This window comes from Pseudomonas sp. HT11 (assembly GCF_044875395.1).
In the GTDB taxonomy this organism is placed as follows: domain Bacteria; phylum Pseudomonadota; class Gammaproteobacteria; order Pseudomonadales; family Pseudomonadaceae; genus Aquipseudomonas.
This window is the reverse complement of sequence record NZ_CP173217.1, coordinates 4,193,237-4,209,221: the sequence shown is the minus strand read 5'-3', so window position 1 is coordinate 4,209,221 and position 15,985 is coordinate 4,193,237. Positions and strand designations below refer to the sequence as shown.

The following is a 15,985-nucleotide window of genomic DNA, read 5'->3' as shown; positions in this document are numbered from 1 at the left end:
TGTGCGGTCGGCACGCTGGGCAACAGGCCTTCGCAAGCCGTGCCGCGCCGCGATCAATCACAATTGAACGCCTCTATTGCGTCGCCAGCGAGCTGACGAATTTTGTGCACCTGTTTATCGGCAGCGGTCTCGGTGCCGGTTTGTACCTGGATAACCGCCGGTATTCCGGCCACTGGCACAATGCTGGTGAGATCGGGCACACGACGGTGATTCCGGGTGGCAAGGCGTGTTCCTGCGGTAACCAAGGGTGTTGGAGCACCTGGGGCCGCTGGGCAGGACGCAGTGGCATTGGGGGCGGCAGCCTTATGATCCTGGCGCAGATCAGCCCGGATTACGAGGCTGGTCAAGCCGCAGTAAGCCTGCATACTGGTCGCCGACTCAATTCATACCAGGGAGCACGCTATGGAAGTGGCAATGGAAGTGTCGTTCGACGTAACGGCGCAGGAGCGTGAGGCCATCCTCAAACCGCTGAGGGCGTACAACCTCAGTCACACGGGCAACATGGCGTTCGAAACCATCGGGATTTTGTTGCGAGACCCCGCTACACAAGAAGTTGTCGGTGGCCTTTATGGAAAAATTTCCTACGGATGGATGTTCATTGAGCTGTTGAGCATCCCGGATCAGATGCGTACCCAAGGTACCGGCACGCGGTTGATGCGCGCCGCTGAAGAGCTGGCCCGTGAGCGGGAGTGTGTCGGGATTTGGCTGGACACCTTCAGCTTCCAGGCGCCGGGGTTTTATCGAAAGCTGGGCTTCAGTGAATTTGGCCATATCGCTGATTACCCGGCGGGTCACCAGCGGCACTTTTTCCAGAAACGCCTCGGCTGAATTTTCGTACGGCGCCGGATCGCCCGGCGCCAATCACCCACAAAATTTATTGGTTTGCAGCAACAATTTTTCTTGTTGGACACCTCCCGCCCCCAGGCAGCAAAGTTGCCGCCACTGACGCTCGACCTATCGGGTCAACAATAAAAACCGCGCCGGGCTGCATGCCACTTTCATGCTGTGAACCCTTTGTTCACATCCTGCTGTAATGGCGCCGCAGCGCGCATTCAAGGACCTCTTCGTCATGCAAACTGTTGTGAACCTATGGCCGTTGATCGGCATACTTGTCATCGTGGTTGGCTTCGTCTTGCGCTTCAATCCGCTGTTGGTGGTCACCGCCGCCGCCATTGCCACCGGGCTGGCTGCCCATTTCCCGCTGGAAAAAATTCTCGCCAGCATGGGTGATGGTTTCCTTCAGACCCGCGCGCTGCAACTGATCCTGTTATTGCCCCTGGCTGTCATTGGCCTGCTGGAGCGCCATGGCCTGCGCCTGCATGCGCAAAACTGGATCGCGCGTTTCGAGCGAGCCACGGTCGGGCGCCTGTTGATCATTTACCTGTTTGTGCGCGAGTCCACCGCCGCCATGGGCCTGACCAGCCTGGGCGGGCATCCGCAAATGGTGCGGCCGCTGCTGGCGCCCATGGCCGAAGGGGCGGCGGAAAAACGCTACGGCAAACTGCCGGATACGTTGCGCCACAAAGTGTTGGCCATGTGTGCGGCAACCGATAACGTCGGGCTGTTTTTCGGTGAGGACATCTTTGTCGCCTTTGGTGCGATCGCGTTGATGCACACCTTCCTGCTGGGTTCGGGGATTGATGTGGAGCCACTGCACATTGCGGTGTGGGGCATTCCGACGGCGATTTGCGCCTTTATCATCCACGCCATTCGCCTGCACCGGTTTGATCGCAGGCTTACGCGCGAGATGACGCCCGCCGCCACGCCGGTGGAGGCTGCACAATGATCATCTCCATTGAGTACCTGTACTGGCTTGCCGGTGTTCTATTGCTGATAACTGCAGGAATGATCCTGCTGGATCGAACCCACCCTAAACGCTGGTCAACCGCGCTGTTCTGGCTCTTGTTTGCCGTTCCATTCCTGGTGGGGGAGCGCTTGCCGTCGGTGGTCATTGGTGTCGGCGTGGTGGTGATGGCGCTGATCGCAGGCTTGGGTGGCGTCGGCCGCGGCAAGCATGCCGAACTGCATGACAAGGCCTCCCGCGCGAGTGCCGGGCGCCTGGGGCATAAATTGTTTATTCCCGCGCTGGCCATTCCCCTGACCACCGTGATTGGTTCGGTGTTGCTCAAACACACCGAGATCGGCGGCGTGCCGCTGCTGGACCCGAAAAACACCACCTTTGTATCCTTGGGCATCGGCTGTCTGATCGCCCTCGGCCTGGCTTGCTGGCTGACCCGCGATACACCGGTGCAAGCCTTGCGTGAATCCCGGCGCCTGACCGAGGCCCTCGGCTGGGCCATGGTGTTGCCGCAGATGCTTGCAATGCTGGGGCTATTGTTCAATGAAGCCGGAGTGGGCACGGCCGTTGCGCATGTCACCACTACCTACATCAACCTTGATTTCAAGTTGGTGGCGGTGATGGTCTACGTGCTGGGTATGGCGCTGTTCACGGTGATCATGGGTAACGGCTTTGCGGCGTTTCCGGTGATGACCGGCGGTGTCGGCGTACCGGTGCTGGTGGGCGTGTATGGCGGCAATCCGGCGGTGATGGCGGCGATTGGCATGTTCTCCGGCTATTGCGGCACGTTGATGACGCCCATGGCTGCCAACTTCAATATCGTCCCGGCGGCGTTGCTGGAGTTGCCGGACAAGAACGCAGTGATCAAGGCTCAACTGCCGACGGCGTTGATAATGCTGGTGGTCAATATCGTGCTGCTCTACCTGTTGATGTGAGGCCAAAAATGCAAACTGTGTTGCTGACGGGCTTCGAGCCCTTTGACCAGGACCTGATGAACCCGTCCTGGGAGGCATCGCGCCAGTTGGACGGCGTGCGACTGAGCGAAGATGTGCACATTGTGGCGCGTCGACTGCCCTGTGCGTTTGCCACGGCGGGGGCGTGCCTGACGCGGTTGATCGCCGAATTTGACCCGGTGATGGTGATTGCCACAGGCCTCGCCCCCGGCCGTAGCGATTTCTCCATGGAGCGTGTGGCGATCAACGTGAACGACGCACGCATCCCAGACAATCTGGGGGCACAACCGGTCGATACCCCAGTGGTGGTCGGGGGGCCGGCGGCCTACTTCACGACCTTGCCGATCAAAGCGATGGTCAAGGCTGTGCGCGAGGCCGGGATCGCGGCGTCGGTATCACAGACGGCGGGGACCTTTGTGTGTAATCAGGTGTTTTACCTGTTGCAGCATGCCCTGGCCGGCACGGCGATACGCAGTGGCTTTATCCACGTACCCCCCAGCCTGCCGGATCAGGTCTCTGGGGCGGCAAAGCCCTCTATGGCACTGGTGACAATGGTTGAAGGTTTGCGGGTTGCGCTACAGACGGCGTGGGATACGCAGGTGGATATCGTGCAAACCGGTGGGCAGGTCAGTTGACCTGCCAGGCTTGCCTCAACCGGCCAACGCTCGGGTCAGCCCGAAGGTAATGGCGCAGGCCAACCCCGTCATCGCGAACGCAGTGGCCACATACCATTTGATCAGGTTCAGCTCTGTGGTTGCCAGGTCCGCGCGGGTTGCATAGTGTTTTTCATGGGTGGTGGAGTGCCTTTCAATGGCTTCTGCCCTGTTCGAAACGGCGATCAGCTTCTCTTTCATGTCAGCCAGCCCTTTTTCCAGTAAACCCAAGCGTTTTTCCATACCAGAATCTCCGTTATTACCTGCACCGGCTCTACCCTGAGTCAGCGTGTTCGTCCCGCCTGATTGATGCTGTTTGTTCTCCAAAGCGTGACACCTGTTTTGAATGATCTGAGAGAGCGCTCTGGGCAAGAGTAGAGGCAGATGGGAACGGCTGCGACCTACAAAACTTTGCAAAATAACACCAGGGTTCTGGCACGCACTGCTCAGTGTTCCCGCTTTGGAAAAATCAGCTCAAAACATGTCAATGCGCCTTCACTGGTGACGCTGTAGCGGCCGTTATGCAGCTGCATGATGGTCGCGACGATCGATAAACCCAGCCCGTTGGACTGGGCCGAGCGTTCCCGCGATTCGTCCACCCGATAAAACCGTTCGAACAGCCTGGGCAGGTGTTCGGCGGGGATGGTCTCTCCCTGATTGCTGACGCTCAGGCGGATGCCTTCGGCATTTGGCGTGGCTTGAATCACCAGCTCCGAACCGGGGGCGCCGTATTTGATGGCATTGGCACACAAGTTTGCCAGCGCCCGGCGCAGCAGCATCGGTTCAGCCCAGATCACGCCTTCGCCCTGCGCGAGGATGCTGATATTCACATCGTTCGCCAACCCTTCGAAGTAATCAGCCATGCGTTGCACTTCATCCGCCGCACTGAGCTCCTGGCGCTGGCGCAAGGCGCTGGCCGGATCGGTGCGGGCGAGAAACAGCATGTTGTCGAGCATCCGTGCCAGGCGTTCGAGCTCTTCGACATTGGAGGCCAGCAATTGCTGATAGCTTTCGATGCTGCGGCTCTGCTGGAGCGCGACCTGGGTTTCGCCCAGCAGGTTGTTGATCGGCGTGCGCAGTTCGTGGGCCATGTCGGTCGACACCTGGCCCAGTTGCACAAAACCCTTGGCCAACCGCTCGAGCATGGTGTTGAAAGAGTCGATCATCGGCAGAAGTTCTTTCGGCGCACCGTGGCTGTCGAGTCGTTCGGCAAGGTTGCCCACGCCGATGCCTTGGGCGTGTGTGGCCAGGCGCCGCAGCGGCAGCAGGCCTCGGTACACCAGCAGGTAACCGACCAGGGCGAGGATAATCGCCGCGATGCTGGCCAGGATAAATACGCTCAGGCGATAGCTGGCAAGCATGGCGGTACGTTCGGTCATCAAGCGTCCCGTGGTGACTTGCAGGCTTCCCAGGTCTCCGGAATCAATGGAAGCGGCGACGGTGGCGAAGGGTACGCCGTTCACTCCAGGTAAGTGGTGCACGTCGGAAAAGCCCAGTTCATGGTCCTTTGGCACGGGCGTTACGTTCGGCATTTCAATGTTGCCCGGGTTGACCAGCAATAACGGCTTCTGCCCCGGCGCCGCGATACTCAGCACCGACTCGCTGTTGCCCAGCATGTTCCGAAACAGCTCCGGCTTGGTCTTGATCAGGTCCAGGGTGTTGCTGTCGTTGAGCAGGTTGCGCAACTGGTCGGCGCGATAGATCAGCGCGGCATCGTCACGCTTGATCAGTTCACGCTCAAGTTCGCGGTACAGCGCCACGCCCAGGGTGGCCAGCAGGGCAAAGGCGAGCAGGGCGAAGATCAGCGCCAAGCGCAGGGTCAGCGAGTAGTGGCGGCGGTTGTTCATGGCTGGGTGTCGAAGCGGTAGCCAATGCCCCGCACGCTGTGGATCAACTTGAGCTGGAACGGGTCGTCGATTTTCAGGCGCAGGCGCCTTACGGCGACGTCGACTACATTGGTGTCGCTGTCGAAGTTCATGTCCCAGACCCGCGAGGCGATCATCGAACGTGACAGCACCTGGTCCTGATGGGTCGCGAACAGATGCAACAGGGCGAACTCTTTATTGGTCAGGGTAATGCGCGCGCCGGCGCGGGTGACGCGGCGTTTGAGCACGTCGATCTGCAGGTCGGCGATGTGCAGCTGTTCTTCTTCGCGGCTCGGGCCGCGGCGGGTCAAGGTGCGCAAACGCGCGACCAGCTCGGCGAAGGAGAACGGCTTGATCAAGTAATCATCGGCACCCAGTTCCAGGCCCTTGATGCGGTCGGCAATGTCGTCGCGGGCGGTGAGGAACAGCACCGGCGTGTCGGCCTCCTTGCGCAGGCGGCGCAGCACTTCCCAACCGTCCATTTTCGGCATCATCACATCCAGCACGATCACGTCGAATGACGTTTCCAGCGCCTGGTGCAACCCGTCCACACCGTCACGGGCAAGGCTCACGGAGTAACCCAGTTCCTGCAGCCCATTGAGCAGGTAATTGCCGGCCTTGGGTTCGTCTTCGACTACAAGGATATTCATGGGAAGTGCCCTGGTTCTGTGCGTGGCGCAAGTGTAGCCCGATCAATTGTCACTGGCGCAACCGATGCCCTGTACCTGGTAGTCCAGCACATGTTCACGGCCCTGGTGGTCGAGGTAATCGAGGCGGGCCGGGACGATGCCGCACTGCCCGTAGGTGTCGGTGCTCGACAGCACTTTGTCGACGTCCAGGTGCACGAAGAAGCCGGTCTTGTCGTGGATCACGTTGGTGGCGGAAGGGGTGTCGGCAGCAAATGCGGAACCGGTGGCAAGCAGCGCGGCGAAGCCCAGGATAAACAGTTTCATGGCAGTAGTTCTCTTAAAGGGTCGGCTGCCGGGATTGGCAGTGAGTTCACAGTAACCAGGCGCCCCAAACAGCCAACCAACAGGATCATGACAAGTTCGTAATCAACGGATTCAAGGCTGGCGACCGGACGCTTCGAGGATCAGGTCGGTGATTTCCTTGGCGTGGGACACCAACGACAAGTGGCTCGAAGGCAGCTCGATGGTGGTGGCGTTCATGCGCTTGGCGAGGAAGCGTTCCAGGTCCGGGTTGATGGTCTGGTCATTGCTCGACACGGCGTACCAGGACGGTTTGGTGTGCCAGGCGGCATTCACGGTGCGACCACTGAACAGCGTCTTGGTAATCGGTTGTTGTACGGCGTACAGCTCCAGTGCCTTGGCGCGGGGCACGTCGGCGGCGAAGTACTTCAGGAAAGCGTCCTGGTTCAGGGTCAGGTAACCGTCGTGCTCTTCAACGCCGGCTCGCACCGGCATGCTCGGGTATTTGGCGGAGAGCGCGACGAAGTCTTCATTGGCGTCCGGTGCGCGGGCTGCCACATACACCAGAGAGCTGACCTTCGGGTTCGCGCCGGCGTCGCTGACCACGGTGCCGGCGTAGGAATGGCCGACCAGGACGGTAGGACCGTCCTGTTGATCAAGTACGCGGTTGGTGGCGGCGACGTCATCGGCCACCGAGGTCAGCGGGTTCTGTACGGCGGTGACATGCAGGCCTGCGGCCTGAAGACGGGTGATCACCTCGGACCAGCTCGAGCCGTCCGCCCAGGAGCCGTGCACCAGGACCACGTTGTTGGCTTTGATCGGTGCGACGGTGCCGGCCATGGCGGTACCGGTGCCCAGCATCAACAAGCTGGCGGCGATCAGGCAGAGTGTGCTTGCAGGTTTCATCGTGCGGCCCTTCATCAGTGTGCAGGTGTGTCACCCGGTGTGGGTGACTGACGACGCCACTGTATGAAGTGAGGGTGCTGACAAGACTTACAGCTTCATTACAAGCTTGTAATGCAAAGGGGGAGGGCAGTGCTCTGCAACGTTTACAAGTGTTGACGTGATCCGTAGATTGCATCGGGGTCAGCATTTGTTCGCGATAAAAAGGAAACCTCGCAGTGTCTATTCAAGGTCCAGCCGCATTTACCCAACGCTACCGCGCCTTTTTATTCGATATGGATGGGACCTTGCTCAACTCTATCGCCGCCGCCGAACGGGTCTGGAGTATCTGGGCTGAACGCCACGGCCTGGAGGTGGCGGCTTTTCTGAGTACCATTCACGGCGCGCGAGCCATTGATACGATCACCCGGCAGGCATTGCCAGGCGTGGACGCTGAAGTTGAAGCGCAGTGGATAACCGAGGCGGAAATCAACGATGTCGAGGGTGTCGTCGCGATTCCAGGCGCTGTCGAGTTTCTGAACAGTTTGCCTGGCGATCAGTGGGCGCTGGTCACGTCTGCCCCCAGGGAGTTGGCGTTGCGCCGCCTGCAAGCGGCGGGCATTGCGCCGCCGGCAGTGCTGGTGACGGCCGAGGATGTCGCCAGCGGCAAACCGGATCCGGCTTGTTATGTGCTGGGTGCGCAGCGTCTGGGCGTACCGGTGCAGGACTGCCTGGTGTTCGAGGATGCGACGGTGGGGATTCGCGCCGCGGAGGCGGCGGGGGCTGACGTGGTAGTCGTGACCTCGACGCACTTGCAGCCCATGGTCACGGTGCATGCGTCGATTCAGGGGTATGAGCGCGTGCGCGTGCATCGTAATGATGACGGGTTGCTGAGTTTATCGATCGCCGTGGCTTGATACACGAAAGCCAAACCCGTTATCGCTCCTGATTCATCAGCTGCCGGGTCGGTCCGACCTTACGCTGTTTTCCGGTAGGGCCTGCAGTCGGCTGCTGCGAAGGCCCTGGCGGGACATCACCATTTCTCTGAGGATTTCGTTCGCCAGCCGGGCTATCGCTTCTGGGCCGCGATAGTGCGCGCGCACGATACCGGTGATTGCAAAGTGGTCGGTTTCAGGGCCGCTGAGAACAGCCGACAATGTGCCGTCAGCGTGCAGTGTGCAGGCGATTGTGTAACTGGGCAGGCGGGCCGCCAGCGCAGTTTCAATTTCGGATTTACTCAGGGTATCCATCTGTTTCAGCCCTTAATACTGACCGTGCAAGCCCAAGCATAGGTCTTGCTGCGACACTGTAAATGCCGGTGATCTGATAGCCCGCAAGGAGGCGTCATCGTGCAGTTTTGTGGTGCGTTCGTTGAGCGGCGCGTTGACACAACTTGCGCAGAATCGCCTTCTGAATAGGCTTGAGGCAGAACGCAAACAGGTAACCGCACAGAAACAGCGCCAGATCAGGCCAAGAGCTACCATGGGAGGCACTGCTACTTTCAATTTCGTATCTCAGGCCATAACCCAGCGTCACGAAGACCAGCCCTATCAGCAGGACGATCCACCAGGACTTGGAAACGAGGGGCTTGGGGGCGGCGTGCCTCATCGACGTGCTCCTGAATGCACTCGGACGGCAGGATAAGAGTCAGAAGATTCGGCTGTGGATTACGCAACAAGTTCAAGTCGTCAAGACAGTTTCATCTTGGGGCGAAGCGCAAGGCGCAAAGCGTGCTGTTCACGCAAGAGACTCGAGCAGCCTTTAAGGGTCTTCGCCAGCCGTTACAGTGAACGAAAGGGCTGGCTACTGAGAGTGCGTCAAGGAGTCTGGTTTTTGTCCGGAGCCGTCAGGCCAGCCTGGATACGCTGGTAAATCTCCTCGCGATGCACGGCAACGTCCTTGGGTGCGTTGATGCCGATTCGTACTTGCTGGCCGCTGACGCCCAGAATGGTGATCGTGATGTCATCACCGATGTTTATGCTTTCACCGACTTTGCGGGTGAGTATAAGCATGGACTTCTCCTTGATTACTTTTAAGGACACATGTTTCAGACAGGGCAGATGTCGGATGTGTGTAGCTTACTGCTAAGCGCTTCCCTGTGACTGCCTCTTTTAGGACGCATAGAGGCGACATTAATTCCCATGGCGGCATCATACAGGTCTGCGATACATCATTCGCATTGTTTAAGCCAACGTTTATGACGGCCAGAATAGACAGTGAATGATAAAGTTGCCTCTTTATCCTCAAAGGAGCAGGGCAGTGCGTAAAGTAGCGATGGCAATTGCGGTGTTGGCATTGGCCGGTTGCGGTGAAGGCAAACCTGTCGAAGCGCCCAAGGCCAAGCCTGCCGTGACTGAAAGCCAGCCAGGCACCGGCGCGATTGCCGCTCAGGAATGGGATGTGTGGGTCGGCCCGCCGGACCACAAGCTCCAGGCAATCACTGACTTGACTGCCTGGTTGCTGGAACATGGGTTTAATTTTTATATCGTGAAAACAGACGGCAAGGACGATGTCCTGTTGGGGCCGTTCGCCAGTAAGGCCGAAGCCGAAGCCAAGCAGGCGCAACTGACCGAAAAACTGGCTCGCGCGAAGAAAAATGACACCGAGTCCCAGGTGATTGAACACAAGGCTGCACAGTAACCAACAGACCGGGCGGGAGCTCCTCCCGCCCTCAACCGCAGGCTTTCAGGTTAACCGGGCCGACAAACTCGTTGCCCCGCCCCATCACGCAGGCCACGGTCTGGTTGCGCTGGCGCTCCCAGGTTTGTACCGGGTAAGTCTTGTTCCAGGCTTCATATAGTTGGCGGTCCTGTTTCGACAGGCGCAAGCCATATTGTTTGCTCATGTAAAAGTAGGTCCGGGCAATCATTCCGCGAATAGACGGGCGCGGCATGACCTTTTTTGCCTTGAAGTCCACTTGGGTCAAACATGAACCGTACTGTCCGGTTTGCACCGGCAGCCAACCAAAACTGAAGTTATTGCGGTCACCATTGACCTCCCCGATGCTCGGCACCAGGTTGTGCAAGTCGGCCTCTGCACGCTTGAACACATCATCGCGGCGCGTACAGTTCTTACGTCCACCGTTCTGCCAACATTGACGCTGATGGCCGATCTGCCAGGCTGGAACGATATGCTCCCATTCGATGCGTGCGGCACGGTTGGCATTTTTGCGTGGAATATACCCGCAGGCTTTTAAATCCACCCGGTTGCCGGTGTATTTGCAGCCGCAGTAAAACTCTGTGGATTGTGGCGCATAGAGCTTCCAGGCGACTTTCTTGGCTTCGCTGAAGGTTCGAGGCGCCTGGGCGTTGGCAGTAATGGCAAAAAACAGACAAAACAACGCAGTAAAGCGAACACTCATTGAATCAATCTTCCTTCGGCACAACCCAGAAAATCTGCACACCACCGTCGTCCCGATAAGCGAGGGTGACGTTGTCGTTCTCTGCAATTTCTTCCAGCAAGCGCGCCCATTCATCTTCGGGCTCTTCGGGTAAACGGAAGATCAAGGCTGCCTTGGCTTTCTGGGCATTGGTCGAATTGATGATTTTTTGCACACGAACGGCCAAGCGTGCGTAAGCGTCAGGCGGGGTTGGGGCTGCGGAAGAGGACTTTGCCACGGAGCATTCCTTAGTTTGCTGTATGTGTATACAGTATTTAACTATAAGGAATTTCGCAACTGCTTAAAACTCAGGACTTGCGCGGGGAGTTGTGGCGGGGAAGTTTCAAGAGAAGATAGAGGCGAGTAAACCCGCCTCCACAGTGTTATCAGAAATCAATATTCCCAGAACATCCGTTGCAGCTCTTTGCTGTCTTGGGTCTTGGTCAGCGCAACCATCGCCAGGATCCGCGCTTTCTGCGGGTTCAGGTCATGAGCAACCACCCAGTCGTACTTGTCGTCAGGCTGTTCGGCGTTACGCAGCACGAAACCGCCGGCATTCACGTGGGACGAGCGAATGATCTGCATGCCTTGTTTGCGCAGTTCCTGCAGGGCAGGAACGACCTTGGAAGACACCGAACCATTGCCAGTGCCGGCATGGATGATGGCTTTGGCGCCAGCCTGAGCCAGGGCCTTGACGGCGGTGTCGCTCACATTGCCGTAGCCATAAGCGATTTCAACGTCCGGCAGGCTTTTGATGGTTTTGATATCGAATTCAGAATCCAGGGTGTGGCGCTTGGCCGGCAGGCGGAACCAGTAGGATTTGCCTTCAACCACCATGCCCAATGGGCCCCATGGGCTCTTGAACGCTTCGGTCTTGATATTGATCATCTTGCTGACGTCACGACCCGACTGGATCTCATCGTTCATGGTGACCAGCACGCCCTTGCCGCGTGCATCTTTGCTGCCGGCGACGGCGACGGCGTTGTACAGGTTGAGCATGCCGTCCGCCGACATGGCGGTGCCCGGACGCATCGAGCCGACCACCACGATTGGCTTGTCGGTTTTTTCCACCAGGTTAAGGAAGTAGGCGGTTTCTTCGAGGGTGTCGGTACCGTGCGTAATCACGATGCCGTCGACGTCCTTGCTGTCGGCAAGTTCGGCAACACGGCGACCCAGTTGCAGCAGGTTTTCATTGTTGATGCTTTCGGACGCAATTTGCATCACTTGCTCGCCGCGCACATTGGCAATCTGGCTAAGCTCAGGAACACCAGCGATCAATTGCTCGATGCCGACCTTGGCCGCCTGATAAGTGGCGCTGTTGGCAGCGCTGGCGCCAGCGCCGGCAATAGTGCCGCCGGTGGCAAGAATCACCACATTGGACAGTTGGGTCTTGGTTTCAACTTCCTTTGCCTGAGCGGCAACGGGGAACAGCAGCAGGAGGGCGAGTGCGCCCGGAACAAAAGACTTCAGTGCAGATTTCATTATTTTTCTCTCTGGTTTTTGATGAGTGCGGTCGCAGGTTCATCTAGAACACCCGGGCGGTTCTGAACGCCACGAGGTGCCAGGAAAAAGCAGGATTTGTACCAAGCTGATTGTGTTCGTGCCTATAAATTAAGCTGTTGATTTAAAACACTATTTACAGATATCCCAGAGGACATGAAAAAGCACACGTCCGGCTTTCCGAACGGGGAGGCAGTATCGTGTTCGGTTGTCCGAAGGCCATCAGGGCATATCGACAGGTTGCGTATGACATGAGTGTCACAGGCTGTCGTTTTAGAGAACGGGCGGGCGAGGGCGATGTTTAGTCGCATCCACCGAATGGGGCGCAATGGCAGGTAGCAATGGGCTTGGATGAAAGGCGTTTTTCACCCGTTGACAAATCTCGACAAGGTTCTCATAGTTTGACTAACGCAAACGTTTGCGAGACGGTCTGCCGTGCAAGCGTTGCTCACAATAATCATAAGATCGGAGTGAACCCATGAAGCTGCCATTTGCTGGACGTCTTCTTGCTGTCGCTGTGCTTGCCGCTGCATCCGCTGCTCTGCCCCTTTCCTCTGCTTTTGCCGATGACGCCGCCGCCAAACCCAAGGTCGGCCTGGTGATGAAGTCCCTCGCCAACGAATTCTTCGTGACCATGCAGGACGGCGCCAAGAAGTATCAAAAAGACCACGCCGGTGATTTCGACATGATCACCAACGGGATCAAGAACGAAACCGATACCAGCGCGCAGATCGATATCGTCAACCAGATGATCCTCGCCAAAGTAAACGCCATCGTGATTGCTCCGGCTGATTCCAAGGCGTTGGTCACCGTATTGAAGAAAGCTTCCGATGCGGGCATCAAGGTCGTCAACATCGACAACCGCCTTGATCCGGATGTACTGAAAAGCAAAAACCTCGATATTCCGTTCGTAGGCCCGGATAACCGTAAAGGCTCCAAGCTGGTCGGTGACTACCTGGCCAAGCAACTGGCCGCGGGTGACAAGGTCGGCATCATCGAAGGTGTCCCGACCACCACCAACGCGCAGCAGCGCACCGCAGGCTACAAGGACGCGATGGACGCTGCCGGCATGAAGATCGTCTCCACTCAGTCGGGCAACTGGGAAATCGACCAGGGTCAGAAAGTCGCCTCCGCCATGTTGAGCGAATACCCGGACCTCAAGGCACTGTTGGCGGGTAACGACAACATGGCCTTGGGCGCTGTCTCTGCCGTGCGCGCTGCGGGTAAAGCCGGCAAAGTGCTGGTCGTAGGCTACGACAACATCGAAGCCATCAAACCAATGCTGCAAGATGGCCGTGTGCTTGCGACCGCTGACCAGGCTGCCGCCCAGCAAGCCGTGTTCGGTATCCAGAACGCGCTCAAGCTGGTCAAGGGTGAGAAAGTCGATGCCAAAGACGGTGTGATCGAAACCCCGGTCGAACTCGTCCTCAAGAAGTAATCCTGGCAGCACCCAACAGCGCCCGCTCGTCCTGAGTGGGCGCCTGGAGATTTTCCTATGTCATCTTCCGCCCCGAACGCTGTCCTCTCGGTCAGCGGTATCGGCAAGACCTATGCCCAACCGGTTCTGTCCGACATCACCCTGACGCTCAATCGTGGGGAAGTGCTGGCGCTGACCGGTGAGAACGGCGCAGGTAAAAGTACGCTGTCGAAAATTATCGGCGGGCTGGTCACGCCGACCACCGGGCATATGCAGTTCAATGGTCAGGACTACCGTCCCGGCAGCCGCACCCAGGCTGAAGAGCTGGGCGTGCGCATGGTCATGCAGGAACTCAACCTGCTGCCCACACTGACCGTGGCCGAAAACCTGTTTCTGGATAACCTGCCCAGCAAATGTGGCTGGATCAGCCGTAAGCAACTGCGCAAAGCCGCGATCGAAGCCATGGCCCAGGTCGGCCTGGATGCGATTGACCCCGACACGCTGGTCGGCACCTTGGGCATTGGCCATCAACAAATGGTCGAAATCGCCCGCAATCTGATCGGCGACTGCCACGTACTGATTCTCGACGAACCCACGGCGATGCTTACCGCGCGCGAAGTCGAAATGCTCTTTGAACAAATCACTCGCCTGCAGGCTCGGGGCGTGGCGATCATTTATATTTCACACCGGCTCGAAGAGCTGGCCCGTGTTGCCCAGCGTATTGCGGTATTGCGCGACGGCAAACTGGTCTGCGTCGAGCCGATGGCCAACTACAACAGTGAGCAACTGGTCACCCTGATGGTCGGGCGCGAGCTGGGTGAACAGATCGACCTGGGCCCGCGCACTATCGGCGGCCCCGCCTTGACCGTGAAAGGGCTGACCCGCTCGGACAAGGTGCGTGATGTGTCCTTTGAAGTGCGCGCCGGTGAGATCTATGGCATCTCCGGCCTGATCGGCGCCGGCCGCACCGAGCTGTTGCGCCTGATCTTCGGCGCGGACCTGGCGGACAGCGGCACTGTCGCCTTGGGTTCGCCGGCCCAGGTGGTGAGCATTCGTTCCCCGGTGGATGCGGTGGGCCATGGCATTGCCCTGATCACCGAAGACCGCAAGGGCGAAGGCCTGCTGTTGACCCAGTCGATCAGCGCCAACATTGCTTTGGGCAACATGCCGGAAATTTCCGGCGGCGGCGTGGTGAACAGCCGCGACGAAACCGCCTTGGCCAAGCGCCAGATCGACGCCATGCGCATCCGCAGCTCCAGTCCGGCGCAGTTGGTGTCCGAGCTGTCGGGCGGTAACCAGCAGAAAGTCGTGATCGGCCGTTGGCTGGAGCGCGATTGCGCGGTGATGCTGTTCGATGAGCCGACCCGAGGCATCGACGTCGGCGCCAAGTTCGACATTTATGCCTTGCTCGGCGAATTGACGCGCCAGGGCAAAGCGCTGGTGGTGGTGTCCAGCGACCTGCGTGAGCTGATGCTGATCTGTGACCGCATCGGTGTGCTGTCCGCCGGGCGCTTGATCGAAACCTTCGAGCGCGACAGCTGGACCCAGGACGAATTGCTCGCCGCCGCTTTTGCCGGCTACCAAAAACGTGACGCGCTGCTCAACGACGCAGCGCTTAGGGATACCCCATGAAAACCACAACTTCCCCGGGTAAAACCGGCGGCAACTTCTACGGCCTGGGCACTTACCTGGGCCTGGCTGGCGCCTTACTGGCGATGATCGCGCTGTTCTCAGTGTTGAGCGATCACTTCCTGTCCTATGACACCTTCAGCACCCTGGCCAACCAGATACCGGACTTGATGGTATTGGCGGTGGGCATGACGTTCATCCTGATTATCGGCGGCATCGACCTGTCGGTTGGCTCGGTGCTGGCGTTGGCCGCGTCGGCGGTCAGTGTGGCGATTCTCGGCTGGGGCTGGAGCGTGCTGCCGGCAGCGCTGCTGGGCATGGGCTGTGCGGCAGTGGCAGGCACCATCACCGGCTCGATTACTGTGGCCTGGCGAATCCCCTCGTTTATTGTGTCCCTCGGCGTACTGGAGATGGCGCGCGGCGTGGCGTACCAAATGACTGGCTCGCGCACCGCCTATATTGGTGATTCGTTTGCCTGGCTGTCGAACCCGATTGCCTTCGGAATTTCGCCGTCGTTCATCATTGCCTTGCTGGTGATCATTGCCGCTCAGTTGGTGTTGACGCGCACGGTGTTTGGTCGCTACCTGATCGGTATCGGCACCAATGAAGAGGCCGTGCGCCTGGCCGGGATCAATCCCAAGCCGTACAAAATCCTGGTATTCAGCCTGATGGGGCTGTTGGCCGGTGTGGCGGCACTGTTCCAGATTTCGCGCCTGGAAGCGGCGGACCCGAATGCCGGCTCCGGCCTGGAGCTGCAGGTGATCGCCGCTGTGGTGATCGGCGGCACCAGCTTGATGGGCGGACGCGGTTCGGTTATCAGCACCTTTTTCGGCGTGTTGATCATTTCGGTACTGGCCGCTGGCCTTGCGCAGATCGGTGCTACGGAGCCCACCAAACGCATCATCACCGGTGCTGTGATCGTGATTGCCGTGGTCCTCGACACTTACCGCAGCCAGCGCGCCAGCCGGCGAGTCTGAACC

Annotated in this window: 22 protein-coding genes; 10 read left to right on the top strand and 12 right to left on the bottom strand. The window is 58.7% G+C overall.

From position 1 onward, the window contains the following. Positions 1–53: 53 nt before the first annotated feature. On the bottom strand, positions 54–200 hold the full coding sequence (locus tag ABWL43_RS19390) for a hypothetical protein (protein ID WP_404488513.1): 147 nt from the start codon (positions 198–200) through the stop codon (positions 54–56). On the opposite strand from ABWL43_RS19390, the gene ABWL43_RS19385 reads away from it, so the two are divergent. The 5 genes from ABWL43_RS19385 to pcp all read left to right on the top strand — a co-directional run bounded on the left by ABWL43_RS19385 (position 141) and on the right by pcp (position 3,386). Further along, complete coding sequence (locus tag ABWL43_RS19385; protein ID WP_404488459.1) at positions 141–452, top strand: ROK family protein; 312 nt, start codon at positions 141–143, stop codon at positions 450–452. The two genes, ABWL43_RS19390 and ABWL43_RS19385, sit on opposite strands and share 60 nt — an antisense overlap. Next, positions 403–828, top strand: coding sequence for a GNAT family N-acetyltransferase (locus ABWL43_RS19380; RefSeq protein ID WP_369301020.1), 426 nt, complete (start codon positions 403–405; stop codon positions 826–828). Before ABWL43_RS19385 ends, ABWL43_RS19380 begins: the two co-directional genes overlap by 50 nt. A 241-nt stretch (positions 829–1,069) precedes the next feature. Continuing rightward, positions 1,070–1,786: a DUF969 domain-containing protein gene (locus ABWL43_RS19375; RefSeq protein ID WP_404483710.1), complete on the top strand. Its 717-nt coding sequence runs from the start codon at positions 1,070–1,072 to the stop codon at positions 1,784–1,786. Then, entirely contained in the window at positions 1,783–2,733 is a 951-nt protein-coding gene (locus ABWL43_RS19370; RefSeq protein WP_262210357.1) for a DUF979 domain-containing protein, read from the top strand. The genes ABWL43_RS19375 and ABWL43_RS19370 overlap by 4 nt, the downstream gene beginning before the upstream one ends. Positions 2,734–2,741: 8 nt before the next feature. Next, positions 2,742–3,386 (top strand): pyroglutamyl-peptidase I, encoded by a 645-nt coding sequence (gene pcp / locus ABWL43_RS19365; RefSeq protein ID WP_262210356.1) that lies wholly within the window; start codon positions 2,742–2,744, stop codon positions 3,384–3,386. 15 nt (positions 3,387–3,401) lie between these two features. Here pcp and ABWL43_RS19360 read toward each other — a convergent pair whose 3' ends face one another. From ABWL43_RS19360 to ABWL43_RS19340, 5 genes are all read right to left on the bottom strand, one after another. Next, positions 3,402–3,647, bottom strand: coding sequence for a hypothetical protein (locus ABWL43_RS19360; RefSeq protein ID WP_145165831.1), 246 nt, complete (start codon positions 3,645–3,647; stop codon positions 3,402–3,404). A gap of 203 nt (positions 3,648–3,850) precedes the next feature. Beyond that, positions 3,851–5,251 (bottom strand): heavy metal sensor histidine kinase, encoded by a 1,401-nt coding sequence (locus ABWL43_RS19355; protein ID WP_404483705.1) that lies wholly within the window; start codon positions 5,249–5,251, stop codon positions 3,851–3,853. Beyond that, positions 5,248–5,919, bottom strand: a complete 672-nt coding sequence (locus tag ABWL43_RS19350; protein ID WP_242195157.1) for a heavy metal response regulator transcription factor — start codon at positions 5,917–5,919, stop codon at positions 5,248–5,250. Before ABWL43_RS19350 ends, ABWL43_RS19355 begins: the two co-directional genes overlap by 4 nt. 42 nt (positions 5,920–5,961) lie before the next feature. After that, positions 5,962–6,222 (bottom strand): DUF2790 domain-containing protein, encoded by a 261-nt coding sequence (locus ABWL43_RS19345; protein WP_262210353.1) that lies wholly within the window; start codon positions 6,220–6,222, stop codon positions 5,962–5,964. A 111-nt stretch (positions 6,223–6,333) separates the two neighbouring features. Continuing rightward, complete coding sequence (locus ABWL43_RS19340) at positions 6,334–7,104, bottom strand: alpha/beta fold hydrolase (protein ID WP_404483701.1); 771 nt, start codon at positions 7,102–7,104, stop codon at positions 6,334–6,336. A 215-nt stretch (positions 7,105–7,319) separates the two neighbouring features. Here ABWL43_RS19340 and ABWL43_RS19335 point away from each other — a divergent pair, with 215 nt between their 5' ends. Continuing rightward, positions 7,320–7,997 (top strand): HAD family hydrolase, encoded by a 678-nt coding sequence (locus ABWL43_RS19335; protein WP_404483698.1) that lies wholly within the window; start codon positions 7,320–7,322, stop codon positions 7,995–7,997. A 36-nt stretch (positions 7,998–8,033) separates the two neighbouring features. Here ABWL43_RS19335 and ABWL43_RS19330 read toward each other — a convergent pair whose 3' ends face one another. The 3 genes from ABWL43_RS19330 to csrA form a co-directional block, all read right to left on the bottom strand. Beyond that, positions 8,034–8,330: a hypothetical protein gene (locus ABWL43_RS19330; RefSeq protein ID WP_369301013.1), complete on the bottom strand. Its 297-nt coding sequence runs from the start codon at positions 8,328–8,330 to the stop codon at positions 8,034–8,036. 94 nt (positions 8,331–8,424) lie between these two features. Then, positions 8,425–8,688, bottom strand: a complete 264-nt coding sequence (locus tag ABWL43_RS19325; protein ID WP_145165837.1) for a hypothetical protein — start codon at positions 8,686–8,688, stop codon at positions 8,425–8,427. A 209-nt stretch (positions 8,689–8,897) separates the two neighbouring features. Then, positions 8,898–9,092: a carbon storage regulator CsrA gene (gene csrA / locus ABWL43_RS19320; protein ID WP_003192511.1), complete on the bottom strand. Its 195-nt coding sequence runs from the start codon at positions 9,090–9,092 to the stop codon at positions 8,898–8,900. Between the two features lie 262 nt (positions 9,093–9,354). Here csrA and ABWL43_RS19315 point away from each other — a divergent pair, with 262 nt between their 5' ends. Continuing rightward, the gene (locus ABWL43_RS19315) at positions 9,355–9,720 is read left to right on the top strand and encodes an SPOR domain-containing protein (RefSeq protein ID WP_404488457.1); all 366 of its coding nucleotides are present in this window, start codon (positions 9,355–9,357) and stop codon (positions 9,718–9,720) included. 31 nt (positions 9,721–9,751) lie between these two features. On the opposite strand, the gene ABWL43_RS19310 is transcribed toward ABWL43_RS19315, so the two are convergent. From ABWL43_RS19310 to ABWL43_RS19300, 3 genes are all read right to left on the bottom strand, one after another. Beyond that, a complete protein-coding gene (locus ABWL43_RS19310) occupies positions 9,752–10,441 on the bottom strand; it encodes an endonuclease (protein ID WP_124418031.1) in 690 nt (229 codons plus the stop codon). A 4-nt stretch (positions 10,442–10,445) separates the two neighbouring features. Continuing rightward, complete coding sequence (locus ABWL43_RS19305) at positions 10,446–10,697, bottom strand: DUF1654 domain-containing protein (protein ID WP_106580525.1); 252 nt, start codon at positions 10,695–10,697, stop codon at positions 10,446–10,448. A gap of 155 nt (positions 10,698–10,852) precedes the next feature. Further along, the gene (locus ABWL43_RS19300; protein WP_404483692.1) at positions 10,853–11,941 is read right to left on the bottom strand and encodes an asparaginase; all 1,089 of its coding nucleotides are present in this window, start codon (positions 11,939–11,941) and stop codon (positions 10,853–10,855) included. Between the two features lie 496 nt (positions 11,942–12,437). Here ABWL43_RS19300 and ABWL43_RS19295 point away from each other — a divergent pair, with 496 nt between their 5' ends. From ABWL43_RS19295 to ABWL43_RS19285, 3 genes are read left to right on the top strand one after another with little or no spacing between them, the layout of a single operon-like run. Continuing rightward, on the top strand, positions 12,438–13,397 hold the full coding sequence (locus ABWL43_RS19295) for a sugar ABC transporter substrate-binding protein (RefSeq protein WP_145165840.1): 960 nt from the start codon (positions 12,438–12,440) through the stop codon (positions 13,395–13,397). 57 nt (positions 13,398–13,454) lie between these two features. Further along, positions 13,455–15,008 carry a sugar ABC transporter ATP-binding protein gene (locus ABWL43_RS19290; RefSeq protein WP_145165841.1) on the top strand — a complete coding sequence of 518 codons (1,554 nt, stop codon included), beginning with the start codon at positions 13,455–13,457 and terminating at the stop codon, positions 15,006–15,008. After that, on the top strand, positions 15,005–15,982 hold the full coding sequence (locus tag ABWL43_RS19285) for an ABC transporter permease (protein ID WP_145165842.1): 978 nt from the start codon (positions 15,005–15,007) through the stop codon (positions 15,980–15,982). Before ABWL43_RS19290 ends, ABWL43_RS19285 begins: the two co-directional genes overlap by 4 nt. Positions 15,983–15,985 lie beyond the last annotated feature (3 nt).

Coding starts and splice junctions, on each gene's coding strand:
- ABWL43_RS19380 (WP_369301020.1), top strand. CDS start 403: ATGGAAGTGGCAATGGAAGTGTCGTTCGACGTAACGGCGCAGGAGCGT.
- ABWL43_RS19375 (WP_404483710.1), top strand. CDS start 1,070: ATGCAAACTGTTGTGAACCTATGGCCGTTGATCGGCATACTTGTCATC.
- ABWL43_RS19370 (WP_262210357.1), top strand. CDS start 1,783: ATGATCATCTCCATTGAGTACCTGTACTGGCTTGCCGGTGTTCTATTG.
- pcp (WP_262210356.1), top strand. CDS start 2,742: ATGCAAACTGTGTTGCTGACGGGCTTCGAGCCCTTTGACCAGGACCTG.
- ABWL43_RS19360 (WP_145165831.1), bottom strand. CDS start 3,647: ATGGAAAAACGCTTGGGTTTACTGGAAAAAGGGCTGGCTGACATGAAA.
- ABWL43_RS19355 (WP_404483705.1), bottom strand. CDS start 5,251: ATGAACAACCGCCGCCACTACTCGCTGACCCTGCGCTTGGCGCTGATC.
- ABWL43_RS19350 (WP_242195157.1), bottom strand. CDS start 5,919: ATGAATATCCTTGTAGTCGAAGACGAACCCAAGGCCGGCAATTACCTG.
- ABWL43_RS19345 (WP_262210353.1), bottom strand. CDS start 6,222: ATGAAACTGTTTATCCTGGGCTTCGCCGCGCTGCTTGCCACCGGTTCC.
- ABWL43_RS19340 (WP_404483701.1), bottom strand. CDS start 7,104: ATGAAACCTGCAAGCACACTCTGCCTGATCGCCGCCAGCTTGTTGATG.
- ABWL43_RS19330 (WP_369301013.1), bottom strand. CDS start 8,330: ATGGATACCCTGAGTAAATCCGAAATTGAAACTGCGCTGGCGGCCCGC.
- ABWL43_RS19325 (WP_145165837.1), bottom strand. CDS start 8,688: ATGAGGCACGCCGCCCCCAAGCCCCTCGTTTCCAAGTCCTGGTGGATC.
- csrA (WP_003192511.1), bottom strand. CDS start 9,092: ATGCTTATACTCACCCGCAAAGTCGGTGAAAGCATAAACATCGGTGAT.
- ABWL43_RS19315 (WP_404488457.1), top strand. CDS start 9,355: ATGGCAATTGCGGTGTTGGCATTGGCCGGTTGCGGTGAAGGCAAACCT.
- ABWL43_RS19310 (WP_124418031.1), bottom strand. CDS start 10,441: ATGAGTGTTCGCTTTACTGCGTTGTTTTGTCTGTTTTTTGCCATTACT.
- ABWL43_RS19300 (WP_404483692.1), bottom strand. CDS start 11,941: ATGAAATCTGCACTGAAGTCTTTTGTTCCGGGCGCACTCGCCCTCCTG.
- ABWL43_RS19295 (WP_145165840.1), top strand. CDS start 12,438: ATGAAGCTGCCATTTGCTGGACGTCTTCTTGCTGTCGCTGTGCTTGCC.
- ABWL43_RS19290 (WP_145165841.1), top strand. CDS start 13,455: ATGTCATCTTCCGCCCCGAACGCTGTCCTCTCGGTCAGCGGTATCGGC.
- ABWL43_RS19285 (WP_145165842.1), top strand. CDS start 15,005: ATGAAAACCACAACTTCCCCGGGTAAAACCGGCGGCAACTTCTACGGC.